Annotated in this window: 13 protein-coding genes, 1 other RNA gene and 1 pseudogene; 9 read left to right on the top strand and 6 right to left on the bottom strand. The window is 55.5% G+C overall.

The window, feature by feature from the left end:
- The first annotated feature begins 122 nt into the window (after nucleotides 1-122).
- The 3 genes and pseudogenes from ENN68_08755 to ffs all read left to right on the top strand — a co-directional run bounded on the left by ENN68_08755 (nucleotide 123) and on the right by ffs (nucleotide 1,858).
- Nucleotides 123-440, top strand: a pseudogene (locus ENN68_08755) (acetyl-CoA synthetase).
- On the top strand, nucleotides 412-1,476 hold the full coding sequence (locus tag ENN68_08760; protein ID HDS46154.1) for a phosphotransacetylase family protein: 1,065 nt from the start codon (nucleotides 412-414) through the stop codon (nucleotides 1,474-1,476). Before ENN68_08755 ends, ENN68_08760 begins: the two are co-directional and overlap by 29 nt.
- Nucleotides 1,477-1,544: 68 nt before the next feature.
- Nucleotides 1,545-1,858: signal recognition particle sRNA (ffs, locus tag ENN68_08765), an RNA gene on the top strand.
- A 269-nt stretch (nucleotides 1,859-2,127) separates the two neighbouring features.
- Here the strand turns inward: ffs and ENN68_08770 are convergent.
- Nucleotides 2,128-2,394 carry a hypothetical protein gene (locus tag ENN68_08770; protein HDS46155.1) on the bottom strand — a complete coding sequence of 89 codons (267 nt, stop codon included), beginning with the start codon at nucleotides 2,392-2,394 and terminating at the stop codon, nucleotides 2,128-2,130.
- A complete protein-coding gene (locus ENN68_08775) occupies nucleotides 2,391-3,584 on the bottom strand; it encodes a TrkH family potassium uptake protein (GenBank protein HDS46156.1) in 1,194 nt (397 codons plus the stop codon). The genes ENN68_08770 and ENN68_08775 overlap by 4 nt, the downstream gene beginning before the upstream one ends.
- 144 nt (nucleotides 3,585-3,728) lie before the next feature.
- On the opposite strand from ENN68_08775, the gene ENN68_08780 reads away from it, so the two are divergent.
- The gene (locus ENN68_08780) at nucleotides 3,729-5,219 is read left to right on the top strand and encodes a TrkH family potassium uptake protein (GenBank protein ID HDS46157.1); all 1,491 of its coding nucleotides are present in this window, start codon (nucleotides 3,729-3,731) and stop codon (nucleotides 5,217-5,219) included.
- A 112-nt stretch (nucleotides 5,220-5,331) separates the two neighbouring features.
- On the opposite strand, the gene ENN68_08785 is transcribed toward ENN68_08780, so the two are convergent.
- Both ENN68_08785 and alaS read right to left on the bottom strand, forming a co-directional pair.
- The gene (locus ENN68_08785) at nucleotides 5,332-5,982 is read right to left on the bottom strand and encodes a TrkA family potassium uptake protein (GenBank protein HDS46158.1); all 651 of its coding nucleotides are present in this window, start codon (nucleotides 5,980-5,982) and stop codon (nucleotides 5,332-5,334) included.
- 47 nt (nucleotides 5,983-6,029) lie between these two features.
- Nucleotides 6,030-8,798: an alanine--tRNA ligase gene (alaS, locus tag ENN68_08790; GenBank protein ID HDS46159.1), complete on the bottom strand. Its 2,769-nt coding sequence runs from the start codon at nucleotides 8,796-8,798 to the stop codon at nucleotides 6,030-6,032.
- Nucleotides 8,799-8,914: 116 nt separating this feature from the next.
- Here alaS and endA point away from each other — a divergent pair, with 116 nt between their 5' ends.
- Nucleotides 8,915-9,985: a tRNA-intron lyase gene (endA, locus tag ENN68_08795; protein HDS46160.1), complete on the top strand. Its 1,071-nt coding sequence runs from the start codon at nucleotides 8,915-8,917 to the stop codon at nucleotides 9,983-9,985.
- A gap of 305 nt (nucleotides 9,986-10,290) precedes the next feature.
- Complete coding sequence (locus ENN68_08800; protein HDS46161.1) at nucleotides 10,291-11,226, top strand: SDR family oxidoreductase; 936 nt, start codon at nucleotides 10,291-10,293, stop codon at nucleotides 11,224-11,226.
- Between the two features lie 52 nt (nucleotides 11,227-11,278).
- On the opposite strand, the gene ENN68_08805 is transcribed toward ENN68_08800, so the two are convergent.
- Nucleotides 11,279-11,824 carry a DJ-1/PfpI family protein gene (locus ENN68_08805; protein HDS46162.1) on the bottom strand — a complete coding sequence of 182 codons (546 nt, stop codon included), beginning with the start codon at nucleotides 11,822-11,824 and terminating at the stop codon, nucleotides 11,279-11,281.
- Between the two features lie 236 nt (nucleotides 11,825-12,060).
- On the opposite strand from ENN68_08805, the gene ENN68_08810 reads away from it, so the two are divergent.
- Nucleotides 12,061-12,573 (top strand): nicotinamide-nucleotide adenylyltransferase, encoded by a 513-nt coding sequence (locus ENN68_08810; protein ID HDS46163.1) that lies wholly within the window; start codon nucleotides 12,061-12,063, stop codon nucleotides 12,571-12,573.
- A gap of 282 nt (nucleotides 12,574-12,855) precedes the next feature.
- On the opposite strand, the gene ENN68_08815 is transcribed toward ENN68_08810, so the two are convergent.
- On the bottom strand, nucleotides 12,856-15,444 hold the full coding sequence (locus ENN68_08815; GenBank protein ID HDS46164.1) for a DNA polymerase: 2,589 nt from the start codon (nucleotides 15,442-15,444) through the stop codon (nucleotides 12,856-12,858).
- Nucleotides 15,445-15,709: 265 nt separating this feature from the next.
- Here ENN68_08815 and ENN68_08820 point away from each other — a divergent pair, with 265 nt between their 5' ends.
- Both ENN68_08820 and ENN68_08825 read left to right on the top strand, forming a co-directional pair.
- Nucleotides 15,710-16,948 carry a homocitrate synthase gene (locus ENN68_08820; GenBank protein ID HDS46165.1) on the top strand — a complete coding sequence of 413 codons (1,239 nt, stop codon included), beginning with the start codon at nucleotides 15,710-15,712 and terminating at the stop codon, nucleotides 16,946-16,948.
- Between the two features lie 74 nt (nucleotides 16,949-17,022).
- A complete protein-coding gene (locus ENN68_08825) occupies nucleotides 17,023-18,942 on the top strand; it encodes an aconitate hydratase (protein HDS46166.1) in 1,920 nt (639 codons plus the stop codon).

The raw sequence follows: 18,942 nt of genomic DNA on the forward strand, positions 1-18,942 counted from the left end.
CCCCTGGCTTCACCACAGCCCGTTACCGGACTGAATGCAAGGTTCAGTTCTGAGGTGGTGGCTAACCGTTCCTCAGGTTGGACTTTCACCAAACTGGATAGCATGGTCTTTCTCGGCGCACCTATGTTGAGGTTTTCAAAGACGTCTCCTTCGGGATCGCACCGCTGAGCGCCAGGGATGCGATGGCCATGTTCAAGGCGGTGAAGGCATACCGGATATTAAGGGGCACGAGAGGCGAGCGCGCTGCCGACATCGGTTCGCTGGTTGACCTGCTCCTGCGGTTCTCGCAGCTCAGCATCGAGTTCCCGGCGATACTCGAGGCCGACCTCAACCCGGTCAAGGTCTTCGCAAAGGGGAAGGGCTGCTGCGCGATCGATTTCAAGCTGGTGCTAGAAGAAAGGAAAAGAGAAGATGAAAAGCTTACTGGTTTCCTCGATTGAGGAGTATTCGGGCAAAAGCGCGGTGATCATCGCACTGGGACAGATACTCAAGGAGCGCGGATTTAGCGTGGGTTACTTCAAGCCATTCGGCATCGGCATCACGCGGATCGGTGATCGATTCGTTGACGAAGATGTGTACAACACCGCCACCGTTCTTCAGACGGGCGATGCGCTCGATGATATCTGTCCGGTCACCCTTGACAAGCCGTACGTGGAATTCGCGCGCTCTGCAGATCTTCCAGAACTGAAGCAGCGCGTACGGGAGTCGTACACACGCGTGGCCGCGGGCAAGGACATCGTGCTTGTGGAAAGTGCCGGCGAGTACAAATTCGGGAAAGCACTGGAACTCTGTGACTTTAACATCGCGTCCATGCTCGATCTAAACATCCTCCTCGTCGTGAAATATACGAGCGATTTCGTCCTCGATAAGATCCTGGCGGCACGCGAACTCCTCGGCGACCGGCTCAGGTTCATCATCTTCAATCAGCTCTCGGGCTATAAGACCGCATACGTCGAGGAGCTCAACGAGCGTTTCTTTAAGCAGAATGGGATAACGCTCCTGGGAACACTGCCCTACAGCCCGCTGCTCGCCGGGCTCTCTGTTCGCGAGATCGCAGACGCCTTGCACGGTGAATGGCTGATCAGGGGCAAGCGGGGAGAAGAGGTAATCATTGAGGAGTTGTTGATCGGAGCGATGTCTCCGCCCGCCGCGCTGAAGTACTTCCGGCGGGTGCGGCACGCGGCACTGATCACGGGCGGCGATCGCGCGGATTTGCAGAATCTCGCACTGGAATCGGGCACTATCGAGTGCTTGCTGCTGACCGGTAATCTGGAACCAGCGGCCACGATCATCGGGCGAGCAGAGGAACTGGGCGTTCCGATCATCCTTGTCGCGGATGATACGCTCACGACGATCGAGCGATTGGATGAAGCGCTGGGTAAAGCGCGAATCCGAGGCGCGGCGAAGGTGAAGAAGGTGAAAGAGCTCGTCGAGCAGTTTGTTGATCTGGACCTACTCATCGCACATGCTGACTGAACGAGTGCGCGCGCGCCTGTGCGGAACCAGCCACAGATTTTTTTATGACTATGACTTTTAATAGAATTGTGCGGGCTAGCCTGGAGGGTTAGGCGTCCTCTGTCACTCGAAATCGCCGATATGCGAGGGGCGAAGCCTGAGGAAGGCTCTGTAGTTGTCAGCTTCAGCTCATGGTTGGACGAGGAAGCACCGCCCTGCGGGGTTGACGGTGGCCTGGCATCAGGCTGGAGGGCCTGGTGCCTTGCCTTTGCCACGGATACCGGTTTAGGCCCGGAAGGGAGCGGACTCACTGTGGGCGTTGGCGCTCGGAGGATAGCGGTGTGGAGAAAGACCATGAGGGTCTGGTTGGCGGCTTAGGGGTCGACCAAGGGCGTGCCCGCACAAACCTTTTCTTTCCAAGAAAAGGTTTATCAAAAGAACGTATTTACCGTTACTGGATCGTTGATTCAAAGAAACGTTTAGATTTTCTTCCTTGTGTTTGCAGAGAAAGTTCAAACCGCTTTTTCCCCGTATAGCCAGACACAAAAACAGTTTCTGGTAAAATGATGTTACAACGATTTTCCAGGGCGATTCTTAGAGCGGTGATGTCTTTGCAACCCCTATTTCCTGATTACAGCTGTGCTAAGTAAGGCCGAGTAATCTCCTTCGCACTTAAAATGGCTCGAAACCTTTGGTGAGCACGCGAACGAGCATCAAAACCGGAATGATCTCCAGACGACCAATCCACATGTTCATGATCAACATTACTTTTCCTGCATATGGCAGCCCCGTGCTGGTGATGCCCGTGGAGAGTCCGACATTGCTCTGCGCCGAGACCACCTCGAAGATCACCTCGTTGAGCGTGTAGCCTGGGATACCCGCAACGGTCAAGACACTCACGCCAACGAGGAGGAAAAGGATCCAGAGAATGATGATCAATTGGCCTCTGCGCCGATGCTATTTATCTCCTCGTCATTGAGCAAGCGCTCACCAAAGCGGAAGGGCTTGATCGCGTTTTTGGGTAACAACGCCTTGACCAGCGACCAGTTGAGCCCTTTCCAGACGATCACTGCTCTGATGAGCTTTATTTCGCCCGCGGTCGAACCTGCTCCACCGCCGATGAGCATCGCCATCCAGACCATGCTGAGCGCTTGACCGGACCACAGATGCACGTTCGCGGTCTGGAAGCCCGTGCAGGTGAGTCCTGAGACGATTTGGAACGGCGAGAAGCGGAGCGCCGCGAACGCCGAGCTATAAAAACCGGTATAGTTCACAATGAATAAGAGGGTGAGTAATACCAGCAAAAGCATGAAAAGAGCACGAATCTGCAGATCTCTGAAAAACGCGCGTACGTCACCTTTGAGCAACTTGTAGTGAACGATAAAGGGAATTGCGCCGAGTATCATCATGGGTATGACGGCGAGTTCGATAAGCGGGCTATCATAAAACGCCATGCTGGTCTCGGTGATGGTGAACCCACCGGTGCCCAGAGCGGTCATGCTGTGGTTTATCGCCTCCCAGAAGCTCATCCCGGCGAAGTAAAAGAGAACGATCGCAACAGCGGTAAGCAGCAGGTAGATCCACCAGATGATCCGCACGGTGGAGATAATACTCGGCCGAATCTTCTCTTCGCGCGCTTCCGCGCGATATAACCGGAAGGCACCCGTTCCGGGGCGTGCTAAGATCGTCACCATCAGCACAATCACCCCGACGCCGCCCACCCACTGCATCGTACTTCGCCAGAACTGCATCGTATGGGTAAGTGATGATGGATGCGCGACCATAGTCAAGCCGGTACCCGTCCACCCGGACATTGCTTCGAAGAAAGAATCGAGCGGGCTCATGCCTTCAATGAAGATAAACAGGCCTGAACTAACTGCGGGAACGATGAGCCATGCTATTGCTGCCGTAATCATCGCATGCTTCCGCTGTGGCTCTTTCTGCCCTCTGCAGGTTAATCTCAGCAGTGCGCCGATGCCGATGGTAACCATGGCCGTGAGCAGCAGGACCGAGACAACGAAGAGCTCCCTGAACGCGGCGGAGACAATGAGCAGTACCGTCATGAGTACACCAACCAGCATCAAGATACTGCCGAGATCCACAAGCACAATTCTCACATTGGTAAACACGTTACCCCTCCGATCACTCCACAGTCTAGACCTGCATACGTAAACGAAGCGCCCTCAGCACAACCGATTTCGTTGATCTCGATTACGGGTCTCTGTGCTTTATATCATTCATTTTTTATCGATGTATCTTCTGGTTTTTTCTGTATGCACGGATTCTCTTCTGTAACGGGAGAATCGAGGGAGATGGACAAGCGGATTATCTACGGCGGTATTGGGAGCATCGTGAAATACCTCGGCATCTTAATGGTTATTCCGCTCCTCGTAGCGGTCTGGTACGGTGACCGCACCATATCGCCGTTTATTGTGACGACCTGGCTGATCCCGCTCGGGATCACCATCACCTGTGGCATCATCCTGGAGAAACGGCTCGGCACGGTGGGCGTGATCAAGCGTCGCGAGGGTTTTGCGATCGTGGGCCTGGGCTGGCTCGCGGTGGCCTTATTCGGCTCGCTCCCCTACATCTTCTCCGCTACACTCGGACCGATCGACGCCTTTTTTGAATCAATGTCTGGATTCACCACCACGGGCGCCACGGTGATGCTTGAGCTTGAACAGATCGACCGGAGCATACTATTCTGGCGCAGCTTCTCGCAGTGGATCGGCGGCATGGGCGTCATTATCCTCTTCATTGCGATCCTTCCCACCTTCGGCATCGCCGGGAGTCAGCTCTTCGACCGCGAGTTCCCGGGGCCCATGGCCGAACGAATTCGACCGCGCGTTCAGGTGACCGCCCGTATGCTCTGGTCCATTTACGTCGTGTTGACCGGCGCGGAGATAATCTTGCTCTATTTCCTCGCGCAGATGACGCCCTTCCACGCCTTCTGCACCGCGTTCAGCACCATGCCGACCGGCGGCTTCTCACCGCTCTCCGCCAATATCGCCGGGTATAACAACCAAACCGCGGAGTTCATCATCATGCTCTTCATGTTCCTCGGCGGCATGAACTTCATTCTGCACTACTCGTTGATCCGAAAACCCCAGCGGGTCATCGCAAACAAGGAGTTTCAGGTCTATTGCGCCTTCATCTTCGCCGCGATCGCGATCATCGTCACGGATCTCTACAGTCATGGCTATTATGCGTCCTTCCTCGAGGCATTTCGGTATGGCGGCTTTCAGGCTATCTCCTTTATGACCACCACGGGCTTCACCACGGCCAACTTCGATGCCTGGACGCATTTGTCGAAGATCATCCTCCTGAGCCTGATGTTCGTCGGCGGCTGCGGCGGGTCAACAGGCGGGAGCATCAAGGTTATCCGCGTCTATGTGCTGCTCAAATACATCGGGCAGCGAATTCGCCATATCCTTTATCCACACGCGATCTTCGTGCTGAAGAGCGGCAGGAAGCCGATCTCCGACGATATCATCCAGGGGATTGCCGCGTTCATCTTCTCCTATTTCTTGCTCTTCGTTATCTGCTCCATCCTCATGACCGCGATAGGGTTTGATATCCTGAGCGCAGCATCTGCAGTAGCTGCGACACTCGGTAACGTGGGTCCCGGTTTGGGGCTCGTAGCTGCTAATTATGCCGCTGTTCCGGTGACCGGTAAGATCATACTCTCGTTTTGTATGTGGATCGGGCGGCTGGAGCTCTTCACCGTTCTGGTGCTGTTCACCCCCGCGTTCTGGAAAGGGTGAACCGCAGCCCACTCGTTGCGCCGTGTGGTAACGTTGCCAGATAACGTTCAGAAAGCGAAAGCCGTTACGCTACACGTAAACGGGGATCTTACCTCTAAATCTGTTGTTTAGTTCAGGGCGAAAAGAGCGCGTTAATTTTATCTGCTTCTTTTGCCTTCGCAAAGACCGTGACGTGATCGCCCGCCTGAAGCGGTATGTCGCCACTCGGCAGGATGAGCTCGTCATTCCGCTCGATTGCCACCACCGTCCCGCCCTTCATGTTCAGCTCTGAGAGCTCCTTGCCCACGGCACGTGAATTTTCCGAGACCACGACCTCGAAGATGTCCGCTTTGCCGCGACCGATGGTGATGAAATCCTTTATCCGTGGCCGCTTCGCCGAGATATACAGGTGACGAGCAACGGTCATATCGGGGTTCTCGAGCATTACCACGTCCGCTTTCTTGAACATCTCCACATGCTCTTCCTGATTCACGATCGCAACAGTGTTCTTCGTACCCAATTCCTTGGCCGTGAGCGCCATCATCAAGTTATCCGCGTCGTCCGAGGTTGTAGCAATGAGCGCGTCCGCCCGCTGCGCGTTCGCTTCCTCCAGGGTTGACTTCTGCGTGGCGTCGCCGACGATCGTGAGTACGTCATACTGCTCTGCGATCTCCTTGCAGCGTTTCTCGTTCTCGTCGATGACCACGACGTCGTTCTTGTCTCTGGTGGCGATATTCACCAGATTCTTGCCGATTCCGCCCAGTCCCACGATTATCAGATACACGCCACGCATCCTCAGTAACTCTTCATCATGGAGTATAATATCACTTTCTATTTTTCCCGTAGCAGGGCCTCGAGAAATCGTAATCCTGCCTCACGTGCTTCATCCACGAGCTCCACGTGCTCGCCGCCACCCTGTGCGAGCTCCGCTTTGCCACCGCCACTGCCGCCGAGCGCGCCAGATACGTTCTTGATGAGTTCGCCCGCATGCAGTTTATCACTGAGTGTTCGGGGCACAGCGGCAACAGCCGATACACGAGCCTCGCCCCTGTTGAGCAAGATCGCCACGTAGTTATCATCAGCGAGCTGAGACGCGATCTTCAGCATCCCCTTGGCATCGGCCCCGGGCAGCACCGCGGCAATTACGTTCACTCCGCTGATCACCTGCACATTGCCCTTCAATCGCTCCAGCTCCAGATCCGCTAGCTCGCCGCGCAATCGCTCGGTCTCTTTCCGTAACTCTTTCCACTCCTCGAAGAACCGCGCAACGACCCCGGGCAGCTTCTCCAGCGGCACTTTGAGCACCGCGGCGGACTCCTTTATCAGCTCTTCCTGTGCCTGGATTGCCTCAATTGCTGCTTCTCCTGCCGCGTACTCCAACCGCTCAACGCCGTCCTGGATACGATCGATGCGCAGGAGTTTTATCGGGCCGACTTCGCCCGTCTTCGCGAGATGCGTGCCCGCACAGGCCTGCACATCCAGATCATCACCGATCCGCACGATTCGTATCTGCTCACCAACAGGCACGCCGCCCTGGTAAATACGCGAGCCATAGCGCTGCTCCGCCTCGCTCCGGTCCACAAAGCCCGTCGTGATGGGGAGATCGTCCATAACGATTTTATTGGCGAGCATCTCGATCGCCCGCCGCTCATCATCGGAAATCCGTTTGAAGTGCGCGATATCAATTCTTGCCCGCTTTTCTGTCTTCTGCGCACCCGCTTGCCACACGTGCTCGCCCAATATTTTACGTGCCGCAGAGACAACGATATGCGTTGCTGTATGGTGCTTCTTATGCGCCATTCGCCGGGTAAGATCTAGTTTACCCGTTACGGTAGCGCCCTTCGGTATGTTCCGAGCTCGCATATCTGCCAGTTTATGGAGAATAACACCCTCAATGCTCTGCACATCAACGACGCTGAATCGTTCTTGCTCCAGGATCAGGTAACCTGTATCGGCCGGTTGACCGCCACCTTCGGGGAAGAAGAGCGTCTGATCCAGAATGACCGAATCGTCGAGTGTCTCCAGGACCGTAGCCGTGAATTCCACCGCGTGCGGCGTTTCGTAATAGAGCTTCTTCGTCGCCGGTATGCCTTTCGTCTCTTCTTGCAGGTGCTCCACAAACGGCGTCAGCTCCTCCTTCTGTTCCTCGCTGTGCAGCTTTGCCACCAGCGTATAGAAGTTCTCGGGGATATTCACCGCCAGACCTTTGCTCTGCGGGCCCAATGCAGTGACCACTTCCTTCACAAATTCCGGCGGGAGCCCGTGGGTATCGTATAAATTGATGAGATGATCAACGGGAACTTCTCGCTCAGCCTTCCCGGTAAAGTCCTTAGCGAGCTGCTTGACGATTCGCTCGCCCTTCACGAGGGTCTCATCGTACCGCTGCTTCTCGAGGGAGACGATCTCGATGATTCGCTCTACTGACCGCTCCAACTCAGGGAACGAATGCCTGAGCGTCTTTATCTGCAGGAGAATGAGCTCTTCCAGGGGCGTCTCGATCCCCAATGATTTCACCATCCGAAAGGCCCGTCGCAGGACGAGCCGTGCGAGATAGCCCTCCTTCGCATTCGAGGGAACGATCCCGTCAGCGAGCATGAAGGTCAGACATTTCGTGTGGTCGGCAATTGCATACACGGTCTCGATCGGCTCCAGAATGCGCGTCAGCTCGTCAAAGGGTAGCCCGACCCGCTGCGCGATCTCGCGTCGGTTCAGAGCACCGGAGAGGCTCGCCTGCGTGCGTATAAGCTCAGGATATAGCTCCAGCGGGTGCTCGATCCCCGCGGCATTCACCAATTCGGTAATTACCGTCGGAAACAGGGCGTCATAGACCGTCGGTGTGCCCGTGGACGCCCAGACGAAACGTTCCAGACCGTAACCGGTATCCACGATATACGTGTCCATCTTCCCATAGCGCTGTCCGGCGATCTCGATCTCGCCGTGTGGTGAGAGCTCGAGATCCATGAAGACGAGCGTTGCGAGCTCCAGACCGCCCGTAATGACTTCGAGGCATGGACCTGCATTCCCACCGCCATACCAGGGCGCCTCTTTATAGGTTATGCTCTCACGCGCCACACCAAGCTGTTGCAGGAACGCATCGCAATACGCCACCGTCTCATTCTTCCAGTAAATCTCCTCACGGCCTCGCTTGTTGAACGCATGATGTCCCATCATCTCGAAGGTGGTGAGATGGCGACCGGTTCGCCCGATAGACTCAAGATCCTCGAGTCGTATACAGGGCTGCGAGATGGCGAGTGGATTCGCCGGTGGCGGGACTTTGCCGGAGGTTACAAAGGGTTGAAAATCAGCAATGGAGGCGATCGTGAGATAGATATCATCACGCCAGCGCGCAACCACGGGATACCTGCTCAGTCGCGTATGAGAGCGCGCTTCAAAGAATGAGAGGAACAATTCGCGCATCTCGTCCGGACTCCGCTCACTGAAGATCGGCGCGCCAATAAAGGAGTAAGTCGCACAGGGTGCATCACCACAGATCGCCTGGTTGGGATCGCGAGTCCAGAAAAAGGACCCACACTTCTTGCACTGACACCTCACGAAATCGTGCTCCCTGAAGTACTCTAAATCGTATTCCTGGTTCCCCATTTTGTCTTATGCACATGGGAAATCGAGGCATAAATAGTTATGTGGTTTCACGTCGGCGCTGCGCTGCATGATGTACCAAAAAACTATTCTACTAAGAGAACATTTATCACGTAGAGATGAATGGTGTACTTTCGGGCGATCGGATCGTACTGGCCGCCGCCGACGCGGAGGGTCATGAGCAGAAAGGCTTCAAAGAGCCGCGGAGCCACAGCGGGCGACGAGCGACCCCTGAAAGAACGATCTCACTCTCACTGGAAGAGGCAGCGTATCTACTCGAAACAGGCAAGCTTCAGATCATGGCGAACGAAGCCGAGGGAGTTGCGTTAACGCTTGAGGAGTTCTTTCTGTATGCACGGGAAATCCAGCCGAACTTCAGCGCCCGATACATCGTCTTCAGGGATTTACGTGAGCGTGGCTATGTGGTGCAGCCCGGCGAGCGCGAATTTTTGCTCTTTCCGCGTGGCACCAAACCGGGAGTGAAAGCCGCGAGGCACTTCATTCGCATCTTCTCGGAACGTGAGTGCTTAGCGGCAAAGGAGATTCTGCAGCTCCTGCAACGAGCGCAGAACATGCGAAAAGAGCCTATAATTGCGGTGGTCGATGACGAGAGCGATGTGACGTACTACGAAGTGCGGGAATTGCCGCTCGAGTGGGGTGAGAAACGCGAAGCGCGCGAAGGAATTGCGGGTCCTGAAAAGGAAGGAGGAGCCATCTCGCTGCTCGAGGACAAGGTCGTTGTCTGGGACACTCAGCTAGCTGAGCACCTTCACGTGACAGCGTTCTACGGTAACTTGACGAAGGAAAAGCGGCTTCTACTCTCGCTGATTGAGGCGGCGTATTTGATAAGAACGGGCGTGCTGGCCGCGGATAGCGAGCAGTTCGGAGCTCATGCAGCTCTGGTAGACCGCGAGTTCCAGTCGAAATACCAGATCTATGCTGATTTACGTGACCGGGGACTGGTGCCGAAGACGGGCTATAAATTCGGGACCCACTTCCGGGTCTACCGGGGAGCACAGCAGACGCATTCCACGGAATTGATCCACGTGCTGCCCGAAACCCATGTGTTCTCGCTACCGGCGCTGGCACGCGCAGTTCGATTAGCGCACGGCGTGAAGAAACGGATGATCTTCGCCTTCATCGCGGGAGAACGTCGGCTGTATGTGGGTGTGGGACGGAAAAAGCTGTAAGCGCTGGCTGCTTCACGGACTCACCACGGGCGCGGCTGCGATCGCCGTGATTCTTGCGCTCATTTTTCCGCTTAGCATATTCGATTCGATGTAGACTTTGCCGTCTTCTTTTGCGGCTGCTGTACGGGCCGCGGGTTCATGGAGTCGCGTGGGTCTGGAAAGGGGGATTTCCATAACGCTCATCCTTTTTCGCTGCGTCTCACCCAACAGCCGATTTGCATCGGATAGTGCTTTTATATAAATAGACTCAGGGGCAATGTAGTGGCGAAGACGTACAAGTGCTCTGCGACGTACGGGTAACGACGATGAAGACGGTAGTAACGGGTGGTGCGGGCTTTATTGGCGCCAATCTTGTCGCCGCATTGCTCCAGGATGGACACGAGGTTCACATTATCGATAATCTCTCGACCGGTAAGCGCGAGAACCTCGTTGAGCTCGTTTCACAACCTGATTGCACCTTCATTGATGGTACCGTCACCAATTTGGACCTGTTACGAGCGGTTTTCCGGGATATCGACTGCGTCTTCCATCAAGCGGCGATACCCTCGGTGCAGCGCTCGGTCGAAGATCCCCGTGCTACAAACGAGGCAAATGTGAACGGGACGCTGGCAGTCTTAATCGCAGCACGTGATTGCGGCGTGAAGAAGGTCGTGTATGCATCCTCATCTTCCATCTACGGCGATACTCCCACCCTCCCGAAAACGGAAGAGATGATACCCAATCCGAAATCGCCCTATGCGGTCACGAAGCTGACGGGCGAATATTATTGCCGGGTCTTCTCCGAGGTGTACGGCTTGAAGACGGTCTCTTTGCGCTACTTCAATGTCTACGGCCCGAAACAGGATCCTTCTTCCGATTATGCCGCAGTGATACCGCGATTCATCACACGGGCGCTCGAGCAGAGACCACCCATTATCTATGGTGACGGCGCCCAGACGCGGGACTTCACGTTTGTCAGGGATGTTGCGCACGCCAATATCCAGTCTATGAAGCAGGAGGTAGAGGGTGTCTTCAATATCGCCTGCGGTGAGCGAATCAGTGTCAACAAGCTCGCAAGGATCATTATGGAGCTGGTCGGCGTGGACCTCGGGATAATCTACGATGAGCCGCGCTCAGGCGATATCAAGGATTCGCTGGCAGACATCTCGCGGGCGCGGAAAGAACTCGTGTATAATCCGGAGTACTCACTGACCGCGGGTCTGGAGGAAACGATACGCTGGTTCCGAACCGCTCAGACCTGAGAGGCGGTTTTGAGCTTGCTTTGCGGTAGCCGTCGAAGAGCAAATCCGTTAATTAAGAGTCCATGACGAGACCCTGTCTGACTTCTCGCGCTTTCTGCTTGCCCACCAGGAGCTCCACCAGGCTGATCGCGAATTCGAGCGCGGTTCCTGGACCCCTGCTCGTGACGACGTTACCATCGACGACCACCGGATCGCTGACTGGTTCAGCCCCAATGAGATTCGCCTCCATCCCGGGAAAGATCGTCGCTCTCTTTCCGCGCACGATACCCAGCTTTCCCAAAATCGAGGGGGCGCCGCAAATGGCAGCTACGAGCTTACCCGATTCGTAGGCCTTCGTTACCATCTTCAATACCCGCGCATCTGCTCCGAGGTTGATATAGCCCGGGGAGCCACCGGGTAAGATAACGGCATCGAAATCCTCGACCGTGAGCTCATCGAGCTGGCGGTCAGGAATCATTTGAACGCCGCGTGAACCGGCGATAGGGCCCTTCTGCAGGCCTGCAAGAACAGTCGTTACCCCGGCCCTTCGCAGGGTGTCCACCACACACATTGACTCAATCTCCTCGAATCCGGTCGCTAAAAACAGCAAGGCTTTCACCATCTCAAAAGACTCACCTACCTACCTACCTTCGCCTTTAGGTATAACCAACGAACCGGAACTAGATATAGATTTAAAGTGAGCGGGGTGTATTGTATATAGCACGCGCCCGTAAGGGCCTATAAGAAGCCGCAGATTGCGCTCATCGTGCATCCCTTTCAGGTGTATGCTGGTTTGGAGCAGCATAGTACCCGCGACTGTGGAAAAAGAGGCGATAACTGGATAGAGAGAAAGAGATGAGAGCATTATATGTGGGACGATTCCAGCCTTACCATCGTGGCCATCACGCGGTAATAGCCGCGGTGGCGGCTGAGGTCGAGGAGCTCATTATCTGCATCGGTTCGTCACAGCGGAGTCATGAACTGGATAACCCCTTTACGGCTGGTGAACGCTATCTCATGATCTCGAAGTCCTTACGCGATGCGGGTATTCTCACCGTTTATATCGTGCCCGTGCTGGACGTGAACCGGAATGCCGTGTGGGTCTCGCACGTGGAGTCACTGATCCCGCCTGTGGACGTTGTTTATGCGCACAACCCGCTGACTGAGCGTTTGTTCAAGGAACGAGGCTATGAGACACGCGTTCCTCCGCTCTTCAACCGCTCAGAATACTCGGGCAGTGAAATTCGCCGCCGGATCTTGAAGAACAAGGACTGGGAGCATTTAGTGCCAGATGCCGTTGTCGCGGTCATCAATGAGATAGAAGGGGTAAAGCGGCTGAAAGATCTGGCACGAACCGATACTGAGTGAAGCAGCTACAGGTGGTCAGAGACAGCTAAAACGCCCAAATCAGCCTCCGAATACCAGATGTCTGTTACTTTCACCGTCTTTCAACCGGCGTGCCAGGCCAGATAGCCGTCTTTAGGGTGAGCTTCTCGCCGCATTCCGCCAGCAGCCGTATCAGCTTCCTGCAGCCCGAAGTAACCTGGACACCGGTGCTATTGCTTGGTAGTTCAGCCATGTTTATCACGGTAAAACGGTAATGCGTGGATGCATAATGAGCATTTACTGTATCCGAAGCATGGGACTGCATCAAAACCACTGTGTGAGTCTCTTCTGCGCCGTTTCCGTCACCGGGGGTGTATGGAACCCTTCCAGCGTACGCTGTGCACCCTCTTCGAACGATGAGCGCTCGTATCCGAAGAGCTGCAGCACGCGATGCGCAACCGGGATAATCTGATGCCGGATATAATATTCGCTATCGATCTGATAGTCCTGTCCATCTGCGTAGAGCTCAATCCCGTTGCTGCGCTCAATGATATCAACGGGAAACGCGCGATCACTCGTCTTTCCCGATCCTTTTATGATGACATAGGGTATCTTCGAGCCCACTTCATAGACGATGCGGGCAGAAGAAGCCGCTGCTCGCGTGGCCGCTACGACGTGGGCCTGCTTCGTTTCGTAGCCATCAATTCGCCGTGTAAGCGTCTTATGTATGACCAACTCATCTAACGGTATGCTCCCAGCTTTTAACTGCTGGATGATGCCTTTCACGCATTTCATCGCCTGCTCATGGTCTTTCTCGACCAGGATGAGTTGAATCACCTCGGTCTGTACCGCCTTCGCTAATTCGCACCAGTCGCCACGGCGCACTTCCAGGCCACGCACGACGATTTCGCCTTTGTCGGTTAGTGCGGCATAGCGCTTCTTCTTACCCGTGAAGAAGATCGTCCTGAAGAAATCCTGGAGTTCGAGCTCGAGCGGAAGCTCCTTTGAGATTCGTAATGAAAGCTCGTTCGCCTTCTTCAGCGTCGCTTCACGTCTGGCTGAAGCAGCAGTCGCAGCATTGGTGCCTGCGTTTGCGAGTTTTGCGAAGATGCTATCCGTATCGCTGTAGATAACCTGGAAGCCCTGCTCTTCTGCCATCTGGATCGCCTGCTTGATGAAGTATCTGCCCCATGCGGTCGTCGCCTCCGCGCATTCGCGCTTGTAGAACTTCGCGGCACTCCAGCCGGTATAGCCGTAGAAGCTATTGGTGAGTATCTTGATCGTCTGCTGTTGAATATCGAGGATCCGATACTCGGTGCTCGTCCTTTCATGGTGTTTCATCGCCTGCTTAAGTGCTCGTCTTCGGGTGATCAGGTCGCTCATGATGCTCTTGAAGAAGCCCTCCGGTTCCTTTTTGAAGGCATGACCTACCTCAGGTGCGCGATAGAGTTCTTCGTCTTCCGCAGGAACAGCCACGTAGGTGTCTGGCGAGACGTTAAAGGAGATCATTATGGTTGGATACATCGAGGAGAAGTCGAGCGCGATGACATCTTCATGCAAGCCTTGCTCGGGTTGAAAGACAAACGCGCCCTCGAAGGTCTTCTCCGTTCCACCCTTGGCCGGCACGAGTTCGTTCCGTTTGAACGCCTCTGCGGTCAGAAATGCTTCCACCTGACGACCCCGACCCATTTTGGCGACGTCATCCAGCGGATAGCCGACCATCCGGGCAAGCTCGATCTGCAGCGGGAGCATCTGTTCTGCGATACCAAGGGTGCTCACCACATCTGCTTTCGCGTACTCGTAGAGCCGCTCGCGTACTGCTGCAGCGAACCAGCATTCGTTAATTTCGCGTGGTGACAAGTCCACACGCTCGCTCTTCAGCATCACGCCGAGGAAGTCCGCGACATTCTCCAGCGTCTTCACCTTTACGCTCCCCAGGTCGCGTTTGGCGAGCTTAAAAAGATCTACGTTCAGTCTGCCCGCGATATTGAGACCCGGCAACATCCCGCCTCGATCGAACTGGATCGTGCTGCCATCAGCGCCCACGGTTAATCGAATGCCGTGCATTCTAGCCCGTTCATGGATATACGGCCAATCAAAGGCGTCAGAATTGTAGCCCACGATGATCTCTGGCGCACGGTCACGGATATAGTCCAGAAATTCGCGGAGTACCCGCGCATCGTCCCCTGCCTCGAATTCATCGTCACGCAACACGAATAACTGCGACGTGCAGGTCTCGACGTCAGAACAGGCAACGGCGATAATGACGATCGGATCACGGCTCGGTGAAGGCATACCGTGTCCACCTCTTGTCACCATCTCGCAGTCGAATGCGAGCACCTTAAGCGCGGGCAGCTCGGTGCCGCTCATTGCTTTATACTCAACGTGATCAGCACGAATTGCCGTTCTCCCACCGGTGTTCTGGTGATCTGTCTCGATCACTTCACCGGTCACGTGCACGCCGTCAAAGGGTCTGAGACCTTTATCGATCAGGTAACGAATGGCGAAGAGGATGTCGGCCTCTAGAGCAATAAGCCCACATTTGCGCACTTCCTCGCGGAGCACTGGCACGTCGCGCGGCAGTGCGGTCACGATTTTATAGCAGTTCCTGGTAGCCCCCAGCAACTTCTTCTGACAGTACTCTACACGTTTAACGCGAATCTCCTCATCGTTTCTGAACGCTACAAGCCCCTCTACCAGGCTCTTTGACTCTTCCAGATCTACCTGGCGACCGTACACGGACGGGTAGTTGTGCGAGAGCGCATAGAAATACGGCTCGAACGTGCCATCGAGGATCACGAAATCTTCAGCGTCCGTGCTCTTGCACCACAGCCGAATCACCGGCTTTTCAACGCCTGCTGCGTCCTTTTCCACGAGATAATCAGCGTCCAGTAAAAAACCCTCTTTCTCCATGCTCGTTCGGTTTGCGGAAGCTCTAAGCGCAAATGAGTGATCGTTGCCGCTGTTTGTTTGTATCTTACCACTGCACTCACTTAAATTAAATGGTTCAAGCGCATCGTTCACGCAATATGCGCGCGCGGTGCGTCACGAGGGATGACGGCGTCCTGAAGCTCCGCAGCGCTAAAACTTCTTTTGCCTGCAGCCGTTATGTACAGTACGTAATCAGTATCTGTCAGACAGACTGTGGCAGATAGTGTACGGGGAGAACTCGACGAGGATGGCTGAGAAGACCATATACATCATTGACGTGACCAATAGAGACGGGGTGCAGACCTCGCGATTGGGGTTAGCGAAGCTGGAGAAGACCATGCTGAACCTCTACCTGGACGAGATGGGTGTGTTCCAGAGTGAGTTCGGCTTCCCGACCACACGGCACGAGACGAACTATCTGAATGCGAATCTCGATCTTGCAGAGATCGGTGCGCTGAAGCGTATTTGGCTGAGTGGGTGGCTCCGGGCAGTGCGAGAGGACGTAGAGGAAGCGTTCAGGCTGGTACCGGAGCTGAAGCACGTCAACTTGAGCATCTCGACCTCACCGCAGATGATCGAAGGCAAGTTCAGGGGCAAATATGGATGGCAGGACATCGTGGCACTGATGTGTGATGCGGTGGACGCAGCCAAAGAGCACGGTGCACAAACTATAGGGGTCAATGCCGAGGACGCATCGCGAACCGAGCTCGCGCAGTTGCTCGAATTTGCCGTAGCGGCACGGGAGCACGGCGCGGACCGGATACGCTACTGCGATACGCTCGGGTATGATGATCCCTTTACCATCTATGTGAAGATCAGAGCGCTCGCCGAGGCGGTCAAGATCCCCATCGAAGTGCACTGCCATAACGATCTGGGCATGGCGGTCGCTTGCTCCATTGCAGGCGCAAAGGGCGCGATCGATGCGGGTGTCGATGCGTATGTCACGACGACCGTGAATGGATTGGGGGAACGAGCGGGTAATGCGGACCTTGTTTCAACGATCCTCGCGGTGCAGAAATCCAGCGGGTTTGCCCGCACATACTATTTGGACGAGCATATCGATTTGAGCCACGCGTGGAAGATCTGCAACTATGCCTCGCTCTCTTTCCGTGTACCGATCCCCGTGAATCAACCGGCCATCGGTGCGAATGCGTTCGCGCATGAATCGGGTATTCACGCGGACGGTGCGCTGAAGGACAGCAGAAACTATGAGTTGTACGATTTCACGGAGGTTGGCCGAGGCCACATTGAGCTGATCGAGACTGGCCGGCTGATAACGACCGGCGAATACTCCGGCATTACGGGGTTCCAGAACGTTGCGGGTAAGTGTGAATTGCGATTCCGGAACGAAGATGAGGCGCGGGAGATCCTCGAACTCGTCCGGTACGCAAACGTGCACACCCAGAAGCCGGTGACGGAGGACGAGATGAAGTTCATCGCGAAGTATCCACGGCATGCAAAGCTGATCATGTCCGTGCAGCCATAACACCGGTGTGTCTGCTCGCGGAAAATATCGAAAATTTGATATAGGCGGGCCCAGTTATTTACAACGGGATTACCATGTCAGGAACCGTTACGGAAAAAATACTCGACACACATATTGTCGAGGGCACACGAGCCCCGGGTGAAGAGGTTGCGCTGAAGATCGATCAGACGCTTACTCAGGACGCAACTGGCACGATGGCGTACTTACAGTTCGAGGCCATCGGGATCCCGCGCGTGAAAACGGAGCTCAGTGTGAGTTACGTGGATCACAACACGCTACAGACGGACTTCAAGAACCCTGATGACCACCGGTACCTCCAATCCGTAGCCATGAAGTACGGTTTGTTCTTCTCACGGCCCGGAAACGGCATCTGTCATCAACTCCATCTTGAGCGGTTCGCACGACCCGGTAAGACGCTCATTGGGTCAGACAGCCACACACCAACGGCCGGTGGGATCGGCTCGTTCGCGCTCGGTGCCGGCGGGCTGGACGTCGCGGTGGCGATGGCCGGTCTGCCGTATCGGATCAAGTATCCGGAGATCGTGGGCGTGAAGCTCACCGGAAAGCTTGCGGACTGGGTTTCGGCCAAGGATGTCATCCTGGAAGTGCTCCGCAGGATCGACGTGAAGGGTGGCGTCGGCAAGGTGCTGGAGTACTTCGGGCCGGGGGTGAAGACACTGAGCGTCCCGGAACGCGCGACGATAACGAATATGGGCACCGAAACAGGCGCGACCACCAGCGTCTTCCCTAGCGACGTGGAGACCAAATCCTTTATGGACGCACAGGCACGCGGAGATCAGTGGATTCCGCTCGTTGCCGATGCCGATGCGGCATACGATGAGCTCATAGAACTTGATTTGAGCGATGTGGAGCCGCTGGTTGCCCTTCCGCACAGCCCGGGCAACGTGAAACCGGTACGAGAAGTCGCGGGGTTAGAGGTGCAGCAGGTCGCGATAGGCTCCTGCACGAACTCGTCACTGCGCGATCTGAAAATCGTCGCGAATATTCTGATGGGAAAGACCCTCGCCCAGAATCTACACCTCACCATCAATCCCGGCTCACGGCAGGTAGTCGAGCACCTGATAGCGAGCAACGAGCTGCAGTATCTCGTCGCGGCCGGTGCGCGCATGCTGGAGAACGCTTGCGGGCCCTGCATCGGCATGGGTGCCGCACCGTCCTCGCACGGCACGTCGGTGCGCACCTTTAACCGTAACTTTGAAGGGCGGAGCGGTACGAAGGACGCGGACGTGCTCCTGGTGAGCCCTGAGGTAGCCGCGGCCACGGCGATCACGGGCGTACTCACCGATCCGCGCGATCTTGGCGCATATCCACGCATAGAGATGCCGCAGCGGTTTATTATTAATGATAACCTATTCATCTCACCGCTCCCGCCTGATGAGGCAGCCCGGGTTGAAATTATTCGAGGTCCGAACATCAAGCCGCTGCCGGATTTCCCACCGCTACCCGAGACGCTCCACGGCGAGGTGCTCATCAAGGTCGGCGATAATATCACCACAGACCACATCATGCCTGCGGGGGCGAAGATCCTCCCGCTCCGAAGCAACATCCCTGCGATCTCGCAGTATGTCTTTGAAGTGATCGATCCCGAGTTCCCGGTACGGGCACTGGAGAGGGGCGGAGGATTCATCATAGGCGGCGAGAACTACGGCCAGGGCTCGAGCAGGGAGCACGCGGCGCTTGCACCTAAATACCTGGGTATTAAGGCTGTGATCGTCAAATCGTTTGCACGCATTCATTTAGCGAATCTCATTAACTTCGGCATCGTGCCGTTGACCTTTGCGGATCCTAGGGACTATGAGTCCATCGCGCAGGGCGATGCAGTAGAGGTACTCATCGGGGATCTACGGAGCAACGTGCGGCTCAGGAATCTAACGAAAGGTACTGAGATTGGGCTTACACATACGCTCTCGCAGGGTGATGCTGAGATCTTGAAGTCCGGGGGAAAACTGCCCTGGGTCAAGACGAAGCTCTGA

This window comes from Methanomicrobia archaeon, from assembly GCA_011049045.1.
Taxonomy (GTDB): Archaea; Halobacteriota; Syntropharchaeia; order Alkanophagales; family Methanospirareceae; genus JACGMN01.